The organism is Marilutibacter spongiae, from assembly GCF_014145325.1.
GTDB classification, from domain to species: Bacteria; Pseudomonadota; Gammaproteobacteria; order Xanthomonadales; family Xanthomonadaceae; genus Marilutibacter; species Marilutibacter spongiae.
Map to the genome: position 1 here is coordinate 236,774 of NZ_JACHTF010000002.1, position 22,518 is coordinate 259,291.

The 22,518-nt window shown below is 70.8% G+C and carries 21 protein-coding genes; 14 read left to right on the top strand and 7 right to left on the bottom strand.

Annotated elements, in window-relative coordinates; all coding sequences use genetic code 11:
- Window positions 1–35 precede the first annotated feature (35 nt).
- The gene (locus H4F98_RS02655) at window positions 36–1,604 is read right to left on the bottom strand and encodes a protein adenylyltransferase SelO (protein ID WP_246372768.1); all 1,569 of its coding nucleotides are present in this window, start codon (window positions 1,602–1,604) and stop codon (window positions 36–38) included.
- 116 nt (window positions 1,605–1,720) lie between these two features.
- On the opposite strand from H4F98_RS02655, the gene H4F98_RS02660 reads away from it, so the two are divergent.
- The 3 genes from H4F98_RS02660 (at window position 1,721) to H4F98_RS02670 (ending at window position 5,626) form a co-directional block, all read left to right on the top strand.
- Entirely contained in the window at window positions 1,721–2,815 is a 1,095-nt protein-coding gene (locus H4F98_RS02660) for a GGDEF domain-containing protein (protein WP_182685106.1), read from the top strand.
- 106 nt (window positions 2,816–2,921) lie between these two features.
- A complete protein-coding gene (locus H4F98_RS02665; protein WP_182685107.1) occupies window positions 2,922–4,748 on the top strand; it encodes a DEAD/DEAH box helicase in 1,827 nt (608 codons plus the stop codon).
- A 122-nt stretch (window positions 4,749–4,870) separates the two neighbouring features.
- On the top strand, window positions 4,871–5,626 hold the full coding sequence (locus tag H4F98_RS02670) for a type 1 glutamine amidotransferase (protein WP_182685108.1): 756 nt from the start codon (window positions 4,871–4,873) through the stop codon (window positions 5,624–5,626).
- 31 nt (window positions 5,627–5,657) lie between these two features.
- On the opposite strand, the gene H4F98_RS02675 is transcribed toward H4F98_RS02670, so the two are convergent.
- Window positions 5,658–6,530, bottom strand: a complete 873-nt coding sequence (locus H4F98_RS02675) for a pseudouridine synthase (RefSeq protein ID WP_182685109.1) — start codon at window positions 6,528–6,530, stop codon at window positions 5,658–5,660.
- Window positions 6,527–7,432: a LysR family transcriptional regulator gene (locus H4F98_RS02680; RefSeq protein ID WP_182685110.1), complete on the bottom strand. Its 906-nt coding sequence runs from the start codon at window positions 7,430–7,432 to the stop codon at window positions 6,527–6,529. The genes H4F98_RS02675 and H4F98_RS02680 overlap by 4 nt, the downstream gene beginning before the upstream one ends.
- 95 nt (window positions 7,433–7,527) lie before the next feature.
- On the opposite strand from H4F98_RS02680, the gene H4F98_RS02685 reads away from it, so the two are divergent.
- Genes H4F98_RS02685 through H4F98_RS02705 form a run of 5 tightly spaced genes read left to right on the top strand, consistent with a single transcriptional unit; the run spans window position 7,528 to window position 11,926 of the window.
- Complete coding sequence (locus H4F98_RS02685) at window positions 7,528–7,917, top strand: VOC family protein (RefSeq protein ID WP_182685111.1); 390 nt, start codon at window positions 7,528–7,530, stop codon at window positions 7,915–7,917.
- A 46-nt stretch (window positions 7,918–7,963) separates the two neighbouring features.
- Window positions 7,964–9,097 (top strand): alkene reductase, encoded by a 1,134-nt coding sequence (locus H4F98_RS02690; RefSeq protein ID WP_182685112.1) that lies wholly within the window; start codon window positions 7,964–7,966, stop codon window positions 9,095–9,097.
- Complete coding sequence (locus H4F98_RS02695; protein WP_182685113.1) at window positions 9,094–10,110, top strand: zinc-binding alcohol dehydrogenase family protein; 1,017 nt, start codon at window positions 9,094–9,096, stop codon at window positions 10,108–10,110. The genes H4F98_RS02690 and H4F98_RS02695 overlap by 4 nt, the downstream gene beginning before the upstream one ends.
- A 58-nt stretch (window positions 10,111–10,168) precedes the next feature.
- A complete protein-coding gene (locus tag H4F98_RS02700) occupies window positions 10,169–10,714 on the top strand; it encodes a YaeQ family protein (protein WP_182685114.1) in 546 nt (181 codons plus the stop codon).
- A 3-nt stretch (window positions 10,715–10,717) separates the two neighbouring features.
- On the top strand, window positions 10,718–11,926 hold the full coding sequence (locus tag H4F98_RS02705) for a BaiN/RdsA family NAD(P)/FAD-dependent oxidoreductase (protein WP_182685115.1): 1,209 nt from the start codon (window positions 10,718–10,720) through the stop codon (window positions 11,924–11,926).
- 709 nt (window positions 11,927–12,635) lie between these two features.
- On the opposite strand, the gene H4F98_RS02710 is transcribed toward H4F98_RS02705, so the two are convergent.
- Together H4F98_RS02710 and H4F98_RS02715 are read right to left on the bottom strand one after the other, a co-directional pair.
- The gene (locus tag H4F98_RS02710; protein WP_182685116.1) at window positions 12,636–12,788 is read right to left on the bottom strand and encodes a hypothetical protein; all 153 of its coding nucleotides are present in this window, start codon (window positions 12,786–12,788) and stop codon (window positions 12,636–12,638) included.
- A 16-nt stretch (window positions 12,789–12,804) separates the two neighbouring features.
- Window positions 12,805–14,406, bottom strand: coding sequence for a serine hydrolase (locus H4F98_RS02715; RefSeq protein WP_182685222.1), 1,602 nt, complete (start codon window positions 14,404–14,406; stop codon window positions 12,805–12,807).
- Window positions 14,407–14,613: 207 nt separating this feature from the next.
- Here H4F98_RS02715 and H4F98_RS02720 point away from each other — a divergent pair, with 207 nt between their 5' ends.
- The 5 genes from H4F98_RS02720 (at window position 14,614) to htpG (ending at window position 19,438) form a co-directional block, all read left to right on the top strand.
- Complete coding sequence (locus H4F98_RS02720; protein ID WP_182685117.1) at window positions 14,614–15,867, top strand: TIGR03862 family flavoprotein; 1,254 nt, start codon at window positions 14,614–14,616, stop codon at window positions 15,865–15,867.
- Window positions 15,868–15,969: 102 nt separating this feature from the next.
- The gene (locus H4F98_RS02725; RefSeq protein ID WP_182685118.1) at window positions 15,970–16,353 is read left to right on the top strand and encodes a metalloregulator ArsR/SmtB family transcription factor; all 384 of its coding nucleotides are present in this window, start codon (window positions 15,970–15,972) and stop codon (window positions 16,351–16,353) included.
- Complete coding sequence (locus H4F98_RS02730; RefSeq protein WP_182685119.1) at window positions 16,353–16,913, top strand: SRPBCC family protein; 561 nt, start codon at window positions 16,353–16,355, stop codon at window positions 16,911–16,913. Before H4F98_RS02725 ends, H4F98_RS02730 begins: the two co-directional genes overlap by 1 nt.
- A 79-nt stretch (window positions 16,914–16,992) precedes the next feature.
- Entirely contained in the window at window positions 16,993–17,424 is a 432-nt protein-coding gene (locus tag H4F98_RS02735; protein ID WP_182685120.1) for an FKBP-type peptidyl-prolyl cis-trans isomerase, read from the top strand.
- 118 nt (window positions 17,425–17,542) lie between these two features.
- Entirely contained in the window at window positions 17,543–19,438 is a 1,896-nt protein-coding gene (htpG, locus tag H4F98_RS02740; protein ID WP_182685121.1) for a molecular chaperone HtpG, read from the top strand.
- 74 nt (window positions 19,439–19,512) lie between these two features.
- Here htpG and H4F98_RS02745 read toward each other — a convergent pair whose 3' ends face one another.
- Complete coding sequence (locus H4F98_RS02745) at window positions 19,513–20,460, bottom strand: AraC family transcriptional regulator (protein WP_182685122.1); 948 nt, start codon at window positions 20,458–20,460, stop codon at window positions 19,513–19,515.
- Between the two features lie 174 nt (window positions 20,461–20,634).
- Between H4F98_RS02745 and H4F98_RS02750 the strand changes: the two genes are divergently transcribed.
- Window positions 20,635–21,642, top strand: a complete 1,008-nt coding sequence (locus tag H4F98_RS02750; RefSeq protein ID WP_182685123.1) for an aldo/keto reductase — start codon at window positions 20,635–20,637, stop codon at window positions 21,640–21,642.
- A 41-nt stretch (window positions 21,643–21,683) separates the two neighbouring features.
- On the opposite strand, the gene H4F98_RS02755 is transcribed toward H4F98_RS02750, so the two are convergent.
- Complete coding sequence (locus tag H4F98_RS02755; RefSeq protein WP_182685124.1) at window positions 21,684–22,448, bottom strand: sulfurtransferase; 765 nt, start codon at window positions 22,446–22,448, stop codon at window positions 21,684–21,686.
- Window positions 22,449–22,518: the final 70 nt, after the last annotated feature.

The following is a 22,518-nucleotide window of genomic DNA, read 5'->3' on the forward strand; positions in this document are numbered from 1 at the left end:
CGGCCGGACGACGCCCGGGGCGCGCATGGAGGTTTTCATGAACTGCACGAAAGCATCGAGCACCCCGCACGGTCGCGGGCCCAGTCCGGGCGCCGCCGGGCGAAGCCCTCCCGGCCCGGCTGGGCGTCGTAGGGGTGGGACAACAGCGCGAGCAGGGCTTCGGTGCGCGACATGTCGCCCCCGTGGGCCAGGTCGATCGCCTCCTGCGCGAGGTAGTTGCGCAGGACGTACTGCGGGTTGGCGGCGTCCATCAGCGCCTTGCGGTGCTCGGCGGGCAGCGGGTCGCCGGCGACGCGCGCGGCATAGGTCCGCAGCCACTCGCCAAGCGCGCCCTCGACCGACGCGCGGCGCGAGGCGTCGTAGAACGCGTCGTCGAACCCGTCCAGCGAGGGCGCGTCCGGGTCGATGTCGGCCAACTGGCGGAAGAACAGCGTCATGTCGACCTCGCCGGCCTTCAACAGGTCTCGCAGTGCCTGCATCAGGTCGACGTCCTCGTCCCGGCACGCGGACAGTCCGAGCTTGGCGGCGGTGTTGCCGCGGTCGGCAGCCCCGTAGGCCTCGACGAAGCGGCGCAGGCCGGCCTGCAGGGCCTCGTGCCCGCCGAACAGCGGCGACAGCGCGCCGGCCAGCCGCGACAGGTTCCAGTAGGCCACCTGCGGCTGCTGGCCGAAGCGGTAGCGCCGGTGCTGGCGGTCGGTGGTGTTGGGCGTCCAGTCGGGATCGAAGTCGTCGATCCAGCCGTAGGGGCCGTAGTCGATGGTCAGGCCGAGGATGGACATGTTGTCGGTGTTCATCACCCCATGCACGAAACCGACCCGCATCCAGTGCGCGACCATCACGGCCGTGCGCTCGCAGACCTCGCCGAACCAGTCGCCGAGCAGGGCCTCGCCCGTGCCATGCAGGTGCGGGAAGTCGCGCGCGATGCAGAAATCCACCAGCGTCCGCAGCAGGTCCACGTCGCCGCGCGACGCCGGCAGTTCGAAATGGCCGAAGCGGATGAAGGACGGCGCGACCCGGCACACCACCGCGCCGGGCTCCGGCGCCGGGTGGCCGTCGTAGAACATGTCGCGCACCACCGGCTCGCCGGTGCCGACCAGGCTGAGCGCGCGCGTGGTCGGCACGCCCAGGTGGTGCATGGCCTCGCTGCACAGGAATTCGCGCAGCGAGGAGCGCAGCACCGCCCGCCCGTCCGCGCTGCGCGAGTACGGCGTGGAGCCCGCACCCTTGAGCTGCAGCTCCCAGCGGTGCCCGCCCGGGTCGAGCACTTCGCCCAGGCCGATCGCGCGGCCATCGCCGAGCTGTCCGGCCCAGTGCCCGAACTGGTGCCCGCCGTAATTGCTGGCGAAGGGCGCCATGCCCTCCAGCAACCGGTTGCCGGCCAGCACCTCGGCCGCGGCCGCCGAACTCATCCACGCGGGGTCCAGGCCCAGTCGTCCGGCCATGTCCGCCGACCAGGCCAGCATGCGCGGCGCGGCGACCGGCTCGGGCGCGACCGGGGACCACAGCGCACCCTCGACCGCGCGCACGTGGCGGCCGGTCTCCGGATCGCCCGGAAGGCGCGTCACAAAGGCGTTGTCGAAGCGTAGACTGGGCGTGGTAGGCATGCGTCGCGCATCCGGGCAGGGAGCCGGGTCCATCCGATTGTATGCCGTGGCGCCCGCATGGATTGGCAGGCGAGACCATCGCAGGATCTCGGTCAGTCGAACAGGGGGCGCGATCGATGTTTTCCGGACTGCTGAATTACGACAAGGCCAGGCACCGGCTGTCGGCCGACGAGTTCCTGCGCTTCCAGAAGTTCGCCTACAAGAAGTTGCGCCACGCGCTGCGCCTGCTGATGTTCGGGCTGCCGCTGCTGTTCGCGCTGGGCTGGGCGCGCGACCTGGTGGTGCTGGGCGACACCGCCCAGTGGACCCTGCTGCTGCGGCTGGCACTGACCTTCGGCCTGCTCATCCTTGCCAGCCTGACCTGGCTGTCGGGTTTCAGCCGCAGCGCGGAGTTGTTCGGCACGCTGTACGCCCTGTTCTTCAGCGTCGCGATCGCGGTCACCTCCTCGATCGAACCCGAACGCCTCAGCCTGACCCACGTACCGGTCATGCTGATGGCGATCATCTTCCTGCCCTTCGCCCTGACCCGCCTGGCCGCGGTCACCACCGCCCTGGCGCTGATCCTGCCGATGTACGGGATGCTGTGGTACCTCGACGCCCCCCGGGGCCTTTGGGGTGCCTACACGCTGTTCTTCGCCGCGGGCGGGATCATCGGCGCCACCCTGCGCCGGGCCCAGCTGTCCTCGTCGATGGAGATCTTCCTCTACCGCGAGCGCCTGCTGCGACGCCTGCACCAGGCCGCGGCCCACCAGGCCTCGTTCGACGCCGGCGACCGCGACAACTGGGAGACCCGGGCCCACTTCCTGCACCGGCACCAGCGCGACACCCAGAAGGACCTGTCGGTGGTCCGGCTCGACCTCGACCCGATCGACGATATCCGCGAGCGGCACGGCAACGAATCGGCCGCCGAGCTGATGAAGCAGGCAACCGGCGTCATGCGCGACTGCCTGCGCCACGGCGACCTGCTCGCGCGCGTGGACGGCCGCAGCTTCGTCGTCCTGTTGCCCGGCAGCGACGCCGACACCGCGGCGCGCGTGGTCGAACGCATCCGCGGCGCGATCGCCGGCATGGCGGGCGACACGCCCATCACCCTGAGCGTCGGCATCACCCAGACCCGCGAGCGCGAGGCGCTGAAGGCCGCGACCGGCCGCGCGGAGGCGGCGATGCGGGAGGCGCGGCTGCGCGGTTGCGACCGCGTGGTGCTGGGCTGAAATACCCAATCGCGCCTGACCCGGGCATGACGCAATGCACCATCCGGGTCCGTTCGGAGCGTAAAATGTCCGATTGGCCCTCGCGGGCAGTACGAGGGTCATCCCGATGAACGACGATACCGCTGGCGACAGCACCCCCCAGATGAAGTTCAGCGACCTGGCGCTGCCCGAGCCGCTGCTCAGGGCGCTTGGCGACGTGGGCTACGAGTCGCCCTCGCCGATCCAGGCCGCCACCATCCCGCCGCTGCTCGAAGGCCGCGACATGCTGGGCCAGGCGCAGACCGGCACCGGCAAGACCGCCGCGTTCGCGCTGCCGATCCTGGCGCGCATCGACCCGGCGCAGAAGAAGCCGCAGGCCCTGGTCCTGGCGCCCACCCGCGAGCTGGCGATCCAGGTAGCCGAGGCCTTCCAGAAGTACGCCACCCACCTGCCCGGCTTCCATGTGCTGCCGATCTACGGTGGCCAGAGCTACCACCCCCAGCTGGCGGCGCTGCGCCGCGGCGTGCACGTGGTCGTGGGCACCCCGGGGCGTGTGATCGACCACCTCGAACGGGGCTCGCTGGACCTGTCGGAACTCCGCGGCCTGGTGCTCGACGAGGCCGACGAGATGCTGCGCATGGGCTTCATCGACGACGTCGAGGCGGTCCTCAAGAAAGCCCCCGAGACGCGCCAGGTCGCGCTGTTCTCGGCGACCATGCCCAGCCAGATCAAGCGCATCGCCCAGACCTACCTGAAGGACCCGGTGGAGGTCTCGATCAAGAACAAGACCAGCACCGCGGCGAACATCCGCCAGCGCTACTGGTCGGTCAGTGGCGTGCACAAGCTCGACGCGCTGACCCGCATCCTCGAGGCCGAGCCCTTCGATGCGATGATCATCTTCGCCCGCACCAAGCTCGGCACCGACGAACTGGCCGAGAAGCTGACCGCGCGCGGGTTCTCCGCCGCCTCGATCAACGGCGACGTCCAGCAGGCGCAACGCGAGAAGACCGTGCAGCAGCTCAAGGACGGCCGCATCGACGTGCTGGTGGCCACCGACGTCGCCGCCCGCGGCCTGGACGTCGAGCGGATCAGCCACGTGCTGAACTACGACATCCCCTACGACACCGAAAGCTACGTGCACCGCATCGGCCGCACCGGTCGCGCGGGCCGCAGCGGCGAGGCGATCCTGTTCGTCACCCCGCGCGAGCGCGGCATGCTGCGCGCCATCGAGCGCGCCACACGCCAGCCGATCGAACCGATGGAGCTGCCCAGCATCGACACGGTCAACGAGCAGCGCGTGAACAAGTTCCTCGGCCGCATCGGCGAGTCGCTCGAGCGCGCCGACCTGTCGCTGTTCCGCGACCTGGTCGAGCGCTACGAGCGCGAGAAGAACGTGCCGATGGCCGAGATCGCCGCGGCCCTGGCCGGCCTGGTCCAGGGCGACCAGCCGCTGTTGCTGGACAAGCCGCGCGAGCGTCCGCGTCCCGAGCGCGCCGCGCCCGCCGAGCGCGGCGAAGCGCGTCCGTTCGCGGGCAACCGGGGCGAGCAGGGCTTCGCCGACGCCGCGCCCAGGCCGCCGCGCGATCGCGGTGCCCATGCGCCGGAAGCGGGCATGGAGACCTTCCGCATCGAGGTCGGCCATGTCCATGGCGTCAAGCCGGGCAACATCGTCGGCGCGATCGCCAACGAGGCCGAACTGGAAAGCCGGTTCATCGGCCGCATCGACATCCAGCAGGACCACAGCTACGTCGACCTGCCCGAGGGCATGCCCAAGGAGCTGATGGAGCACCTGAAGAAGGTGCGCGTCGCCGGGCAGCCGCTGCGCATCAGCCGTCCGCGCGACCTGCACGAGGGCGGCCGGGCGCCGCCGCTGCGCGACGGCCGGCCGCCGCGCCGGCCGCATCCGGGCAAGCCCCCGCACCGCGGTCCGAAAAAGCCGCATCGCGGGCGCTGAGCGATCCGGGGCAGATGACGGACGGGAATGGCGGCCCAAGCAGCGGTTATCGGCGGCCGCGGCCGGCTTTGGCATAGTGCGGTGACCATCCGCTCGCGCCGCCCTGCCCGCCCCGTCCATCCATGCCCCGCATCCAGGTCTTCCAGCACGTCGCCGCCGAACCGCTGGGCACGCTCGATCCGCTGATCCGGCGGCGAGGGCACCGGATCCGCTTCAGCAATTTCGAGCGCGAGCCCGACCTGCAACCGGACATGGCCCGCTATCGCGGCCTGGTCGTCCTCGGTGGCCCGATGAACGTCGAGGACAGGGACCGTCGCCCCCACCTGCTCGCCGAACTCCGGGCCATCGAACAGATGCTCAAGCTCGGGCGACCGGTGCTGGGCATCTGCCTGGGCGCGCAGTTGCTCGCGCACGTGCTGGGCGCCCCGATCCGACGCCACCCCGTTCCCGAGGTCGGCTGGCACCCGCTGGCCACCACCGACGCCGGCCGCCAGGACCCGGTGCTGGCACCGCTGGACGAGCAGTCCCCGGTGTTCCAGTGGCACCGCTACAGCTTTCAGGTTCCCGACGGCGCCGTGCACCTGGCCCGCTCGCCGCTGTGCGAACCGCAGGCCTTCCGCTGGGGCGACAACGCCTACGGCTTCCAGTTCCACCTGGAAATGGACGAAGCGCTGATCGAACGCTGGCTCGCCAATCCCCGTTACCTGGACGAGCTGCGCGCGTGCGGCCACGCGGCCGACGCCGACGACATCCGTGCGCAGACGCGCCAGCACATCGCCGCCATGCAGGCGAGCTCGGAGGCCGTGTTCAACCGTTTCCTGGACCTGGTCGGGCGACCACGCCGCAAGCTCACCCTGCCGTCGCGCGAGTTCACCTGAGCGCGGGGCCCGTGCCTGTGGCGGCGACGGACTACAGGGTCCTGTCGCTTTCGAAGACCCGCTCGCTGCCGTCGATCGGATCGAGGAAGCGCAGCGCGCGCGCCAACAGTTTCAGCGGCCGGCTGAAGTCGTCGTCCCCGGCCGGCGACAACCCGGGATAGAAGGGGTCGTTGAGGATCGGCGTGCCCAGGGCGGCCATGTGCACGCGCAGCTGGTGCTTGCGGCCGGTCACCGGTCGAAGCCGGTATCGCCAGGGACCTTGTGTGTCGCGTTCGAGCACCTCGATGCGAGTCTCGCTGTTGGGCGGCCCGTCCACTTCGCGCATGCGGAAGAAGGGCTCGCCGGCTTCGATGCGCGAATGCCGCGCCGCCGGCATGTCCCCCGTCGGCGGCGGTGGCGCGAGTGCTTCGTAGGTCTTCTCGATCCCGCGCCCGGGAAACAGGGCCTGGTAGCGCGCCCGCGTCGCAGGCTCCACCGAGAACATGACCAGGCCCGCGGTGCCGCGATCGATGCGGTGCAGCGGCACCAGGGTCTCCAGGCCGGTCGATGCCCGCAGGCGCGAGAGCAGGGTCTGGGCGACGAAGCCACCGGCCGGCGTCACCGGCAGGAAGTGCGGCTTGTCGGCGACCAGCACGTGCGCGTCGTGGTGGACGATGCGTGCCTCGAACGGGATGCGTGGCTCGTCGGCCACCTCGCGGTAGTAGCGGATTTCCATCCCGGGCCGATACGCCAGGCCGGGCGCCAGCGCGCGACCGGCGGCATCCTGTACGCGGCCCCGCGCGAAACGCGAGGCCCATTCGTCGCGGGGCACGCGCGGGAAGCGCGCGCAGAGGCCGTCGATCAGGCTGGGCCAGGTCCCGGGCGGCAGCTGCAGGCGGCTGGGCGGCGTGCCGGGATCGCTCATGGCCGCGGCACCGCGTCCAGGCGCGCCTGCAGGAAACCGCGCAGGGCCTGCACGGCAGGCGTGATCAGCCGTCGATCCGGAATCACCAGGTTGAGCGGCGACGCTTCGCCACGCCAGTCGCCGCACAGCACGCGCAGGCGCTCGCGGGCGATGTCGCCGGCGACGTCCAGCCACGACTTGTAGGCGATGCCCAGGCCGGCGAGCGCCCAGCGACGGACCACTTCGCCGTCGTCGCTGCTGCGGTCGCCTTCGACCGCGACGGCATGCGAGCCGCCGTCGGGGGCGACGAAGTGCCAGTGCGCATGCAGGTCCTCGCCGAGCTTGAAGCGCAGGCAGTTGCGACCGGCCAGTGCCAGCGGCGAGTCGGGCGCGCCCTCGCGCGCGAGATAGTCCGGCGATGCGCACAGGACGCGGCGGTTCCACGGCGCCAGCGGCAGGGCGACCAGCGAGGAATCGGGCGGCGGGCCGTAGCGCAGCACCACGTCGACGGGCTGGCGGTAGACGTCGGCGAGCCGGTCGGTCAGTTGCACGTGCAGTCGCAGGCGCGGATGGGCCTGCTGGAAGGCATCCAGCCACGGCAGGAGCATGTGCCGGCCCACGTCCGACGGCGCCGAGATGCGCAGGGCGCCCGCCAGCCCGGCGTGTCCGTCGCGCAGTTCACGGGTGCCGACGTCGAGGCTCGCCAGGGCGTCGCGCGCATGCGGCAGGAAGCGCTCGCCCTCCGTGGTGAGGCGCAGGCTTCGGGTCGAACGCACGAACAGCGGGCTGCCCAGCTCCGCCTCCAGGCGCTTGAGCCCGGCGCTGGCGACGGCCGGGCTCAGGTCAAGTCGTCGCGCCGCCGCGGACAAACCGCCGAGTTCGGCCGCCTGCACGAACAGCCGCAGGTCGTTGAGCGCTCGCATTATCAACATTCCATTGAAACTGAAACGTTTTATCGCGCCTTTTTCGCCCTCTTGCAAGCACCGAGACTGTAGTCTCCGCATCGCAGGACCTTCCCATGGACCGCCCCACCGCCCCGACCGACTGGCGCTTGGACCACGTCAACCTCCAGGCCAGCGATGGCTCTGTGCTGCAGCGCCTGTTCGTTGACGTCATGGGCCTGCGCCCCGGTCGACGCCCGCCCTTCCCCTTCCCGGGCCAATGGCTTTACGGCGACGGCGAGCGCGCGCCCGTCCATGTCGTCGGCGGGCGCGGCGACGACATCGACGCGGTCCGCCTCGGCCACGTCGCCTTCCGCACCGATCGTCCCGCCGCGGGGGTGGTCGACGCCCTTCGTCGCGCCGGCCTGCCGTTCGAGGCGACGACGGTCCCCGGCGACGGCGAGGTGCAACTGTTCGTACCGCTGCCAGGCGGCCTGCTCATCGAACTCGACGCCCCCGCCCACTGACCCACCTGCCGTCCCAAACGCCCCCATTGCCATGCAAGGATCCCCCATGCCGACCGCCGACCTCTTCCAACCCCTGCAACTGGGCCGCCTCGACCTGCCGAACCGCATCGTGATGGCGCCGATGACGCGCTCGCGCAGCCGCCAGCCCGGCGACGTGCCGCAGCCGATCAACGCGACCTACTACGCCCAGCGCGCCAGCGCCGGCCTGATCGTCACCGAGGCCACCCAGGTCTCGCCGCAGGGCAAGGGCTACTCGTTCACGCCGGGCATCCACGATGCGGCCCAGGTCGAAGGCTGGCGTGGGGTCACCGACGCGGTCCATGCCGCTGGCGGGCGCATCTTCCTGCAGTTGTGGCACGTCGGCCGCATGTCGCACCCGGACTTCCATGGCGGCGCGCTGCCGGTGGCGCCCTCGGCGATCCCCTTCGAGGGCCAGGTGTGGAAGGTCGATCCCGCGACCGGCGTCGGCGCGATGGTCGACTGCCCGGTGCCGCGCGCGCTCGAAGTCGACGAGATCGCGGCCATCGTCGACGACTTCCGGCAGGCCGCGCTGCGGGCGATCGAGGCCGGCTTCGATGGCGTCGAGATCCACGGCGCCAACGGCTACCTGGTCGACCAGTTCCTGCGCACCTCGTCCAACCAGCGCGAGGACGCCTACGGCGGCTCCCGCGCGAACCGCCTGCGTTTCCTGCGCGAGGTGGTCGATGCCGTCAGCGAGGCCGTCGGCGCCGAACGCACCGGCATCCGCCTGGCACCCTTCCTGACCGCGCGTGGCATGGCCTGCCCCGACATCCTGCCGACGATCCTCGAGGCGGCCGCGCACCTGGATCGCCGCGGACTGGCCTACCTGCACCTGGCCGAGGCCGACTGGGACGACGCGCCCCGATTCCCCGACGCCTTCCGCCGCGACATCCGCGCGCGTTTCGGCGGCGCGATCATCGTCGCCGGCAAGTACGACACCCCGCGTGCCCGGGCGATCCTCGCCGACGGCCTCGCCGACCTGGTCGCCTTCGGCCGTCCCTTCGTCGCCAACCCGGACCTGCCGCGCCGCCTGCGCGAAGGCCTGCCGCTCGCCAGCCTCGATCCCGCCACGCTGTTCGGTGGCGATGCCCGTGGCTACATTGATTACCCCGAATGGACGGCCGACGATGCCGCCCGCGCCCAGGAGATCCCCGCATGAAGGCCGTCGGATACCAGACCCCCTCGCCGATCGACGCCACCGACGCGCTGCTCGACATCGAGCTGCCCGAGCCGGTCCCCGGCCCGCGCGACCTGCTCGTCGACGTCCATGCCGTCTCGGTCAATCCGGTCGACACCAAGGTCCGTCGCAGCGCCGCCCCTGAGGGGTCGCCCTACAAGGTGCTCGGCTGGGACGTCGCCGGCGTGGTGCGCGCCGTCGGCACACAGGCCACGCTGTTCAAGCCCGGCGACCGCGTCTGGTATGCCGGATCCATCGCGCGCCCGGGCGGCAACAGCGAACGCCACGTCGTCGACGAGCGCATCGTCGGGCGGATGCCGCGCAGCCTCGACTTCGCCCAGGCCGCGGCGCTTCCCCTGACCGCGATAACGGCGTGGGAACTGCTGTTCGACCGGATCGGCGTGGCCCGCGACGGTGGCGAGGGCCAGGCACTGCTGGTCGTCGGCGCCGCCGGCGGGGTCGGTTCGATCCTGGTCCAGCTGGCCCGTCGCCTGACCCGCCTGAAGGTCATCGGCACCGCCTCGCGCGAGGAGACCCGCCAGTGGGTGGCGTCGCTGGGCGCGCATGCCGTCGTCGACCATCGGCAACCCCTGGCCGAAGCGCTGGCCGGGATCGGGGTGCCCCAGGTCGACTACATCGCCAGCCTGACCCACACCGGCAGCCACTTCCCGCAGCTGGTCGAGGCCCTCGCACCGCAGGGCCGGATCGGCCTGATCGACGACCCCGACACCCTCGACGCGCGCCTGCTCAAGCGCAAGGCCGGCTCGCTGCACTGGGAGTTCATGTTCACCCGCGCCCTGTTCGAGACCCCGGACATGATCGAACAGCACCGCCTGCTCGACACCGTCGCCGACCTGGTCGACGAAGGCGTCCTGCGCACCACCCTGGGCGAACATTTCGGCCGCATCGACGCTGCCAACCTCATGCGCGCCCATGCCTTGCTGGAAAGCGGCCGTGCACGCGGCAAGATCGTGCTGGAGGGCTTCGGCGCCTGAAACACCGCTGCCGGCCATGGCGGCTAGAATGGCGCTCCTTTGTTTCCCCGAGCCGGCCATGGCCCTCAATTCGACCGTCGTCAAAGCGGAACTGCAGATCAGCGACATGGATCGGCACTATTACGCCACCCACGACCTCACGATGGCGCAGCACCCGTCGGAGACCGACCAGCGCCTGATGGTGCGGGTGGTGGCCTTCGCCCTGCACGCCAGCGACCGCCTGGAGTTCGGGCGCGGGCTGAGCACCGAGGAGGACCCGGACCTGTGGCAGCGCGACTACACCGGCGACGTCGACCTGTGGATCGACCTCGGCCAGCCCGACGAGTCGCGGATCAAGAAGGCCTGCGCCCGCGCGCGCCAGGTCGTGGTGGTGAACTACAGCGGCAACGCCGCCGACATCTGGTGGACCCGCATCGCCAGTTCGCTGACGCGCCTGAAGAACCTCACCGTGCTCGACCTGCGTCCGGACACGGTCGATGCGCTGGCGGCGATCGGCAAGCGCGGCATGCGCCTGCAGGCCCTCATCCAGGACGGCGAACTCACGCTGATGAGCGACCTTGGCAGCGTCGCCCTGCGGCCGGACGTCCGCGTCGCCGCGCAGTAGCCCATGCGCGGCGCGTCCCCCGACACCCATGACGTGCTGGTCGTCGGCGGCGGCGCCGCCGGCCTGATGTGCGCGATCACCGCCGGCCAGCGCGGCCGGCGCGTGTGCGTCGTCGAGCACGCCAACCGGGTCGGCAAGAAAATCCTGATGTCCGGTGGCGGGCGCTGCAACTTCACCAATACCGGCACCACGCCGGCGAACTACCTGTCGGCCAACCCCCACTTCTGCAAGTCGGCGCTGGCGCGCTACACGCCCTGGCAGTTCATCGAGATGGTCGAGCGCCATCGCATCGCCTACCACGAGAAGGAACTGGGCCAGCTGTTCTGCGACGTCTCCTCGAAGCTCATCGTGCGCATGCTGCTGGACGAGTGCCAGGCCGCCGGAGTGCAGGTCGAGACCGCCTGCAGCATCGAACAGGTGGTCCACGACGACGATGGCGGTTTCACGCTTCGGACCACGCGCGGCGCGTTCACCGCCCCGTCCCTGGTCGTGGCCAGCGGCGGCCTCTCCATCCCCAGCATGGGCGCGACGGGCTTCGGCTACGAACTCGCGCAACGTTTCGGCCATGCGGTCCTGCCGACACGGGCCGGCCTGGTGCCGCTCACCCTCAGCGGCAAGCACCTGGACCGCATGGAGGGCCTCAGCGGGGTCGCGCTCCCGGTCACCGCGAGCTGCAACGGACAGGCCTTCAGCAACGCCATGCTGGTGACACACCGCGGCGTCAGCGGCCCGTCCATCCTGCAGGTGTCCTCGTACTGGCAGCCCGGCGATGCCCTGCACCTGGACCTGCTGCCCGGGCGCGACGCGCTGGACTGGCTGCAGGCGCAGCAGCGCGAGCGCCCGGCGGCGGAGCTCAAGACGGTGCTCGCGGAAGTGATGCCCAAGCGCTTCGCCCAGCGCCTGTGCGAGGTCTGGCTGCCGGGGGCCGCCACGCCCCGGCCACTGCGCCAGTACAACCTGCCGCAACTGCGCGCGATCGCCTCGGTGCTCGCGCAGTGGCCGCTGGTGGCCAGCGGGACGGAGGGCTATCGCACCGCCGAGGTCACCCTGGGCGGCGTCGACACCGACGGCCTGTCATCGAGCACGATGGCCTCGCGCCACGTCCCGGGCCTGTACTTCATCGGCGAGGTCGTCGATGTCACCGGCTGGCTCGGCGGCTACAACTTCCAGTGGGCATGGGCCTCCGGGCACGCCGCCGGCCTGGCCGTGTGAGTGCCCGGTGGGGTGGTCTCAGGGCCGTAGGGCCGTAGGGTGGGTAGAGCCGAAGGCGAAACCCACTGTTGCGCAGTCGCACGCACGATGCGCGATGGGTTTTGCTTCGCGCTACCCATCCTACGACCCGGCCTCTCATCGCGCTTCGTAGGGTGGGTAGAGCCGAAGGCGAAACCCACCGTGGGCGCGCCCGTACGCATGACGAACGATGGGTGTTGCTTCGCGCTACCCATGCCAGGTTGCGGGATCGGAAGGCAAGACCAAGGTCAAAGGCTTCCGCCCTATGGGCGGGTTCCTTTTGTCTTGTCAAAAGGAACCAAAACCGCGGGCTCCATCGGCCGCCGCCACGGCCTGCGGTGCGCGGCGGCCTCAAAGTCGCGAAGGTCAAGGTCAAGGTCAACGGCAACAGGGCCGTAGGGTGGGTAGAGCCGAAGGCGAAACCCACCGTTGCGCAGTCGCACGCACGATACGCGATGGGTTTTGCTTCGCGCTACCCATCCTACGACGCTGCTCCTCGGCCGCAGCGGCACGGCCTGCGGCACTCTCCCCCAGGGCCGTAGGGTGGGTAGAGCCGAAGGCGAAACCCACCGTTGCGCAGCCGCACGCACGATGCGCGATGGGTTTTGCTTCGCGCTACCCATCCTACGACCCTGCTCCTCGGCCGCAGCGGCACGGCCTGCGGCACTCTCCCCCAGTGGGGAGATAAACCTCAAAATGGCCGTGGCATCCCCAGCAGCGGCGCCAGCAGCCAGTACGCGGCCAACAGCACCAGTGCCCACATCACCAGCTTGAGCGCGACGCCCGCGAGCTTGAAGGCGAGGTAAAGGCCGACGACCAGCAGCGCGATGGCCAGCCAGCTCATGACCGGGCTCCGTCGTTCATTCGTCCTGCTCCTGCGTGTCGTCCTGCGCGGCAAGCCGCAGGTGGTGGAAATCGAAGCTGAAATCGGTCTTCGGCGAGATCGCCTCCATGCGCATGCCGGTGACCTTGCCGTCGACGTCGAGGCTGAAGTTGACGAAGGCGTCGGCGTTCAGCCAGCGCTGGTCCCAGCGCACGATGAAGGTGTCGTGCTGCCAGTGCGACAAGGTGCCCACCAGCGCGGGCGTGTGGCCGAAGCGCAGCGCCAGGCCGTCGCCACGCGGCTCGACGAAGACATCGCCGTACCACGGATCGCGGTAAGCGCGGACATACCCGGACAGCGGCAGGGACGGCCGCGAGCGCGCGTCGCGCGCCGCCAGGTGCGCCTGCCAGTCCTCGTCCGATTTCTCCTGCGCCTTGTCGACGGCCGCCTTGTAGGCCGCGTTCCAGTCGGTCGCGGGCAGCTCCAGCATCAGGTCCAACGCACGCAGGGTGACCGCGTGGAAGGCCGCACCGACCTCGGCATTGGTCAGGACCACCACGCCCAGGCCCCGGTCCGGGACCAGGGTCAGGCGCGAGACCATGCCCGGCCAGCCGCCGGTGTGCCAGACCAGCTTCTCGCCGCGGTAATCGGTCAGGTTCCAGGCTTCGCCGTATCCGGCGAAGTCCGGCGTCATCGGGGCCAGCTCGGGCACTGGCGGCTTGCGCACCGGGATCGGCGTCAGCACCGTCCACATCTCCTGCTGGCGCTTCTCGCTGAAGAGCACGTGTTCCTTGCCCGCGGCGTCGCGATAGCGCCCGCCTGCCAGTTGCATGGCCATCCAGCGGGTCATGTCGTGCACGCTGGAGTAGATGCCGCCCGCGCCCGAGACGTTGTGCCAGGACAGCCGCGGCGCTGGCTCGAGGTCCTTGAAGTCCGCCTTGGCGTAACCGGTGGCGACGTTGTCGCCCGGCCGAAGCGTGTCGCTGTTGAAGCGCGTGTCGGACATCCCCAGCGGATCGAAGATGCGTTGTTGCAGGAAGTCCGCGTAGGACTGCCCGCTTGCGGCCTCCACGACCAGCTGGGCGACGCCGAACAGGATGTTGTCGTAGGCGTACTGGGCGCGGAACCCGCCCTCGATCGGCACGTCGCGAAGCCGGCGCGCGACCTCTTCGGTCGTGTAGCCGGTGGTCGGCCAGTACAGCAGGTCGCCGGCGCCCAGGGCCAGGCCGCTGCGATGCGCGAGCAGGTCGCGGATGCGCATCTCGCGGGTGATGTAGGGATCGGACATGCGGAACCAGGGCAGGTGGTCGATGACCCGGTCGCCCATGTCGAGCTTGCCCTCGTCGGCGAGGATGGACAGCGAGGCGGCCGTGAAGGCCTTGGTGTTGGAGGCGATCGCGAACAGGGAGCGCGGCTCGACCGGCGCCTCGGGCGACAGCGAGCGCAGGCCGTAGCCACGCTCCATCACCACCTCGCCATCCTCGACGATCGCCACCGCGATGCCCGGGACGTCGAAGGTCTCGCGCACGCGCTCGACATACGCATCGAAGCCGGCCAGGCGCGCGGCGGCGGCGTCCTGGCGCGGCGTGTCCGCGGCCGCGGCCGCGTCCTGCGCGAGCGCCGGTGTCGCGAACAGCATCGCCGATGCCAGCGCCAGTCCGCGCCACGCCCTGCCCCGGCCCATGCGCCCCGGCCCGCGGCCGTCGCGCCCCATCATCGCCGGCCGCACCGGCGACGTCCCCGGATCACTGCACACGTATCGCATTCCCCCATGAGTGGTTGGGCGACGATACAACACGCGGCGATGCAGGGGGCATACTGGCGCCCCCCGGATCCACGCGCCCCGATGCCATCCAGCGACATCCACGCTCCGTCCCTGCCCGGCATTGCCGTTGTCGGCGGTGGCCCCGCCGGCCTGATGGCCGCCGAGGCCGCGCGTGCCGCCGGCATCGAAGTCGACCTGTACGAGGGCAAGGGCTCGGTCGGCCGCAAGTTCCTGATCGCCGGCAAGGGCGGGCTCAACCTGACGCACGGCGAAGCGCGGCCGGCATTCGATGCCCGCTACCGCGAACGCGCGCCCCAGGTCGGACGCTGGCTGGACGACTTCGATGCCGACGCCCTGCGCGCCTGGGCCGGCGGCTTCGGCATCGACACCTACGTCGGCTCTTCCGGCCGCGTGTTCCCGCGCGACCGCAAGGCCGCGCCCCTGTTGCGCGCCTGGGTACGCCGCCTGCGCGAACAGGGCGTGCGCTTCCACGTGCAGCACCGATGGACCGGCTGGGACGACGACGGCGCATTGTGCTTCGAGACGCCCGAGGGGGCGTTGCGGCGGCACGCGCGGGCGACGATCCTCGCGCTCGGAGGGGCAAGCTGGCCGCAGTTGGGCTCGGATGGCGCGTGGACCGACACCCTCCGCGAGGCCGGCCTGGACGTGCGACCACTCGAGGCGAGCAATTGCGGCTTCGACATCGGCTGGAGCGAGCACTTCCGCGAACGCCACGCCGGTGCGCCGATCAAACCCGTCGTCGGCGCCTGGCGCGACGCGGGCGGCGGGAAACACAGCCTCCAGGGCGAATGCGTGGCGACCGCGACCGGCATCGAGGGCAGCCTGGTCTACGCTCTTTCGGCCCCCTTGCGCGATGCGATCCGGCGCGACGGCAGCGCCCGCCTCTGGCTGGACCTGGCCCCGGGACGCGCTGCGGAACGGCTCGCGTCCGAACTCGCGCGGCCGCGCGGCAAGCGAAGCCGCAGCGAGCACCTGCGGCGCCAGGCCGGGCTGTCGGGGGTCAAGGCCGCGCTGCTGCACGAATGCCTGCCCGCCGCGACCCTGGACGATCCGGGCGCGCTTGCGGCGGCCATCAAGCGGCTGCCGCTCGAACTGCGCGCGACGCGCCCCGTCGCCGAGGCCATCAGCACCGCCGGCGGGGTGGCCCTCGAGGCGCTGGACGCGCGCCTGATGGCACGGGCGCGCCCCGGCGTGTTCCTGGCCGGCGAGATGCTGGACTGGGAAGCGCCCACCGGCGGCTACCTGCTCCAGGCTTGCTTCGCCAGCGGCCTGCGTGCGGGGCGCGGCGCCGTGGCCTGGCTGGGCGAGGGCTGAACCCGATCCCCGGCCGCCGCCCGACGCGCCGTTCGTCGGATCCCGCGGACGATATTCTACCGATCGGTTGACTTTCCTGCGGGGCGCGCTATCTTCAACCTCATGGTTGAATTTAATCCCCGATCGCTGGACGCGCTTTTCCACGCCCTGTCGGACCCGACCCGGCGCGCGATGCTCCAGACCCTCTCGACCCGTTCGCACAAGGTGGGCGAGCTCGCCGCGCCGTTCGACATGTCGCTCGCCGCGGCCTCCAAGCACATCAAGGTGCTCGAACAGGCCGGCCTCGTCCGCCGCGAAGTGCGCGGCCGCACCCATACCTGCCATCTCGAGGCCCTGCCCCTGCATGCCGGCCTGGCATGGCTCCGCCACTACGAACGCTTCTGGCGCGACCGCCTGGATGCGCTCGAAGCCCTGCTCCGGTCCAGCGACGCCACCGCCGCCGCGACACCGGACATCCCCGCCCCCACCCGCAAGGAGACACCCTGATGGACAACGATGCGCATGGCACCCTGCTCGCCGACGATGCGGTCCGCTTGCAACGCCTGCTGCCCGGCCCGATCGAACGGGTCTGGCGTTACCTCACCGAACCCGCGCTGCGCCGGCAGTGGCTGGCCGACGGCGCCTTCCCCGGCGACGAGGGCGCGGGCTTCGAATTGACCTTCCGCAACAATTCGCTGACCGGTGCCGACGACCCGCCCCCGGCGCGCTACGCCGACATGGCCGAGCTGGCCCACACCCGTGGCCATCTGCGGGCCTGCTCGCCGCCGCACCGGCTGGTCATCACCTGGGACGAGGATGCCGAGGGCAACGGCTCGGAGGTGAGCTTCGACCTCGAACCCGACGGCGACGAGGTGCTGCTGACGCTCACCCACCAGCGCTTGCCGCGCCGGAGTGCCCTGGTCAGCGTCTCCAGCGGCTGGCACGCGCACCTGGCCGTGTTGCACGCCCGGCTGATGGACACCGATCCGCCGCCGTTCTGGCAGACCTTCTCCCGCCTGGAGCAGGACTACGAGCAGCGCATCCCCACCGCGCCGCCGAGCGCCTGAAGGACCGCCCGGTACGTGGCCCGCATCGCCGCCGCGGCGGCGATGCGATACTGGGCGCCCCGCCGCCAAGACCCGACCGATGCCGCGCCTGATCGTCCTCTGCGCCTGCCTGCTGCTCGCCGCCTGCCATGACCCCGGCCCGCCTCCGGGGCGCCAGGTCGCCGCGCTCGAGCGCATCGAACTGCAGGCGGGCGACGGCGCCCTCGCCAGGCCCGGCATGGAGGTCACGGTGCACTACACCGGCTGGAACTACGACGAGCGCCGGCCCGGCCTGCGCGGCGAGAAGTTCGACAGCTCGCGCGACCGCGGCGAACCCTTCACCTTCCTCCTCGGCGCCGGTCGCGTCATCCGCGGCTGGGACGAGGGCGTGGCCGGCATGCGCGTGGGCGGCAGGCGCGAGCTGCGCATCCCCGCGTCGCTGGCCTATGGCCGCAAGGGCGCCGGCGGCGTCATCCCGCCGGACGGCTCGCTCGTGTTCGAGGTCGAACTGCTCGACGCGAAGCCGCGCTGAGCCTTCCGCGCGCCCTCGGTGGCGACTTGAAAGTCGCGGCCGCACACCCATCTAGCGCCTGTATCCCGAACCCGGGGGCGAGCCCGTTGCCCGAACCCACGCATACAGGAGCCATGGCATGAGTGCCGAATCACACAAGGAAACGCTGGGATTCCAGACCGAGGTCAAGCAGCTGCTGCAGCTGATGATCCATTCGCTGTACTCCAACCAGGAGATCTTCCTGCGCGAACTGGTCTCCAACGCGTCCGACGCGATCGACCACCTGCGCTTCCAGGCGATCTCCGACCCCGGGCTGCTGGAAGGACCGCACGAGCCGCGCATCCGCATCGACTTCGACAAGGACGCCGGCACGGTCACCGTCGAGGACAACGGCATCGGCATGGGGCGCGAGGAGGTGATCGCCAACCTCGGCACCATCGCACGCTCCGGGACCGCGGAACTGCTGCGCAGCATGTCGGGCGAACAGAAGAAGGACTCGCAGCTGATCGGCCAGTTCGGCGTCGGCTTCTATTCCTCCTTCATCGTCGCCGACCGCGTGGACGTGTTCACGCGACGCGCCGGGCGCCCGGCCGCCGAAGGCGTGCACTGGAGCTCGCGCGGCGACGGCGAGTTCGACATCGCCACGATCGACAAGGCCGAACCGGGCACCCGGATCGTCCTGCACCTCAAGGACGACGCCAAGGACTTCGCCGACGGCTGGCGCCTGCGCGACATCGTCAAGCGCTACGCCGACCACATCGGCGCGCGGATCGAGATGCCGCGCACACCGCGCGAGGACGACGCCGGGGACACGCCCGCCTGGGAGGCGGTCAACGATGCCAGCGCCCTGTGGACCCGCCCGCGCAACGAGGTCGGCGACGAGGAATACCGCAGCTTCTACCAGCACGTGACCCATGATTTCCAGGACCCGCTGGCCTGGAGCCACAACAAGGTCGAGGGCAACCTCGAGTACACCTCCCTGCTCTACCTGCCGGCGCACGCGCCCTTCGACCTCTACCATCGCGACGGCAGCCACGGGCTGAAGCTGTACGTGCAGCGCGTCTTCATCACCGACAAGGCCGAGCAGTTCCTGCCGCGCTACCTGCGCTTCGTGCGCGGCGTGGTCGACTCCAGCGACCTGTCGCTGAACGTGTCGCGCGAGATCCTGCAGAACAACCCGATGATCGGCTCGATGAAGACCGCGCTGACCCGGCGCGTGCTCGACATGCTCGACAGGCTCTCCGGCGATGCCGAGACGTACGCGACGTTCTGGGACCAGTTCGGCGAGGTGCTCAAGGAAGGCCCGGCGGAGGACTTCGGCAACCGCGAGAAGATCGCCGCGCTGCTGCGCTTCGCCTCCACGCACGACGACAGCGGCAAGCCCAGCGTGGCGCTGGCCGACTACGTGGCGCGGATGAAGGAAGGCCAGGACAGGATCTACTACCTGGTCGGCGAGAGCCACACCCAGTTGCGCAACAGCCCGCACCTGGAGGTCTTCCGCAAGAAGAACATCGAGGTGCTGCTGCTCAGCGACCGCATCGACGAGTGGATGATGGGCTACCTGCACGAGTTCGACGGCAAGTCGTTCGTCGACGCCGGGCGTGGCGACCTCGACCTGGGCGCGCTGGACTCGGAGGCCGACAAGGCCGCGCAGGAAGAAGTCGCCAAGTCGCGGCAGGGCCTGGTCGACCGGCTCAAGGTCGCGTTGGGCGAGCAGGTCTCCGACGTGCGGGTCTCGCACCGCCTGACCGACTCCCCGGCCGTGCTCGCGATCGGCGAGAACGACATCGGTGCGCAGATGCGCCAGATCCTCGAGGCCAGCGGCCAGGCCGTGCCCGACACGAAGCCGGTGTTCGAGTTCAACCCGGCGCACCCGCTGATCGACAAGCTGGACGGCGAGCCGGACGGCGAACGCTTCGATGCGCTGAGCCTGATCCTGTTCGACCAGGCCGCCCTGGCCGCCGGCCACGGCCTCAAGGACCCGGCCCGCTACGTCGGGCGCCTGAACAAGCTGCTGGTCGAGCTCGCCGGCTGATCGCGGCCGGGGCCAACGCCCCGCGCCCGCCAAGCGCGCCGCCGTCCATGCCGCGGCGGCCGCGTCTGGCCGCCTCAGGCCATGCCGGCGGCGCTGCCGTGGATGGCCCTGACCTCGCGCCGCGGCGGCGCGCCGAACAGGCGCCGGTACTCGCGACTGAACTGCGACGGACTCTCGTAACCAACCCGGTGTCCGGCCGCGGCCGCCTCCAGTCCTTCGCTGAACATCAGCCGGCGCGCCTCGTGCAGGCGCAGTTGCTTCTGGAACTGAAGGGGCGACATCGCGGTCACCGCCTTGAACTGGTGGTGCAGCGACGACGCACTCATGTGCAGCGCCTCCGCCAGCGCATCGACGCGCAGCGCCTGGTCGTAGTGGCCACGGATCCAGTCGATCGCGCGGGCGACCCGATGGGTACGGCCTTCCTGCACCGCCAGGTGGCGCAACTGGTGGCCCAGCTCCCCCATCAGCACCCGGTACTGGATCTCGCGACTGGCAGCGGGCGCCAGCACCGGCAGGTCGCGCGGACTGTCGAGCAGGCGCACCAGCCTGAGCAGCGCATCGAGCAGTTCGCCGGACATCGAGGCCACGTACATCCCGAGCGCGTCGTCGCGCCCGGTCGACGGGCTCGCGGGCGGTCCGAGTTCCAGCAGCAGGCGCGCGATTTCATCGGTGTCGATCGCCAGGCGCAGGCACAGGTAGGGGTGCTCGGGCGTCGCCTCCAGGATCTGCCCGACCGCCGGTAGCGTCAGCGACACGACCAGGTAGTTCAAGGGGTCGTAATGCAGCACCTGGTCGCCGACCACGGTCCGCTTGCGACCCTGCACGACGACGCAGAGGCTGGGTTCGTAGACCGAGGGCAGGCCCTGGTTGGGCGCGCTCGCGCGGATCAGGGTCAGGGGCGCCCAGGGGCTGGGGTGCGCGCCGTCGGCGGTCGCCAATCGGGCAATCCGGGCCGCCAGCTCGCGCTGGCGCGGGTCCTCGCCGCTCCCGGCGGCATCGGCGTGTCCTGTCTGCAATTGCATGATTTCGATGGTGGTTTCTGCCCGCGACCAGCATACGCCTGCCATGGAAGGACGGCATGGCGGGGGGGGCGCGCCTTGCAGGATCGTGCAAGGATCCTGCGACAACCGGCTACCGGCCGGGAGCCCCACCGGCCTAGGCTGTCCGCACCCCCACCCCGTCCCCGGAGCGATGCCATGACCACCCCGCTTTCCCGCCCTGTCCCGCGCCGTCGCCTGGGTCCCTCGCTGGAGGTATCGGCGATCGGCCTGGGCTGCATGGGCATGTCGGATTTCTACGGCCCGTCCGACGAACAGGCCAATCTTGCGGTGCTCGACCACGCGCTCGACATCGGCGTGGACTTCCTCGACACCGCCGACATGTACGGCGTCGGCCGCAACGAAATCCTGCTGTCGAAGGTCCTGGCCCGGCGCCGCGACGACGTCGTGCTGGCGACCAAGTTCGGCAACGTGCGCGCGACCGACGGCACGTTCCTTGGCATCGATGGCTCGCCCGCGTACGTGGCGGCGGCCTGCGACGCCAGCCTGGAGCGGCTCGGCGTCGACCATATCGACCTGTACTACCAGCACCGGGTCGACCCGAACGTGCCGATCGAGGAAACCGTCGGCGCGATGGCGCGCCTGGTCGAGGCCGGCAAGGTCCGCTACCTGGGCCTGTCGGAAGCGTCGGCCGACACCGTGCGCCGCGCCGCCGCCGTGCATCCGATCGCGGCGCTCCAGAGCGAGTACTCGCTGTGGACGCGCGACGTGGAGACCGGCGCACTGCCGGCCTGTCGCGAACTGGGCATCGGTTTCGTGCCCTACAGCCCGCTCGGTCGCGGCTTCCTCACGGGCGCGATCGCGTCCACGAACACGCTCGCCGACGACGACTGGCGGCGGCAGAATCCCCGTTTCCAGGACGGCAACATCGACGTCAACCGCGCCCTGGTGGAGGCGGTGACGGCCCTGGCCGAGGCGCGTGGGTGCACGCCGGCGCAGCTGGCCTTGGCCTGGCTGCTGCATCGCGGCCCCGACATCGTGCCGATCCCGGGCACGCGCCGGACCGGCCGACTGGACGAGAATGCCGCCGCGACGCTGCTGGAACTCGACGCCACCGAACTGGCGCGACTGGACGAGGTGCTCGCGCAGCACGAAGTCGCCGGCACCCGCTATCCCGAAGCGGGCATGCGCAACCTCAACGCCTGATCCCGGGCATGCCGCCCGGCCAGTGCCACGCGCTGGCCGGGTCAGGCCGCGACCGGTACGGCCCCCGCGTCGACGCCATCCACCAGCGGCTGCAGGTCGGGATCCAGCGCGACCCGCCCGTCGAACACGAAACAGCGGCCCTCGTAGTGCGCGCCGCCCGCCTGCTCGAAGTAGCCCAGGATGCCGCCGTCCAGCTGCACGACGTTGTCCATGCCCGAGGCCTGCATCCACAGGGCCGCCTTCTCGCAGCGGATGCCGCCGGTGCAGAAACTCACCACCGTGGCGTCGGCCAGGGCCTCGCGATGCGGCGACAGCGCCTCAGGAAGGTCGGTGAAGTTGTCGATCGGCAGGGTCAGCGCGCCGGCGAAACTGCCGTAGCCCACTTCCTCGCGATTGCGGGTGTCGAACAGCACCAGCCGACGGCCGGCATCGTCGTGCCCCTGCGCCAGCCAGCGCGCCAGGTCGGGCGGCGCCACCGTCGGCGCGCGGCGTGCCAGCGGCGAGGCGTCGTCGCGGCGGAAGGCGATGATCTCGCGCTTGACCTTCACCTTCAGCCGCGCGAACGGCTGGGCCCGGCTCAGGCTGGACTTGACGACGATGTCGGCGAAACGGGGATCCCTCCGCAAGTCGCCGAGGAAGTCCCCGATGTCCGCGTCCGCCCCGGCCAGGAACAGGTTGATCCCTTCTTCGGCGACCAGCACGGTGCCCCGCAGCCGCCCGGCCTCGGCGCGCTCGCGCAGGCGATCGGCGAGCGCCCGGGGCGCATCGACCGGGGTGAAATGGTAGGCGGCGATATTGACGATCATGGCCGCATTTTACGCGGCCGCATCACCGCCGGGCGTGTCCCGGCGCTGAACGACACCGGAACTCGCCGCC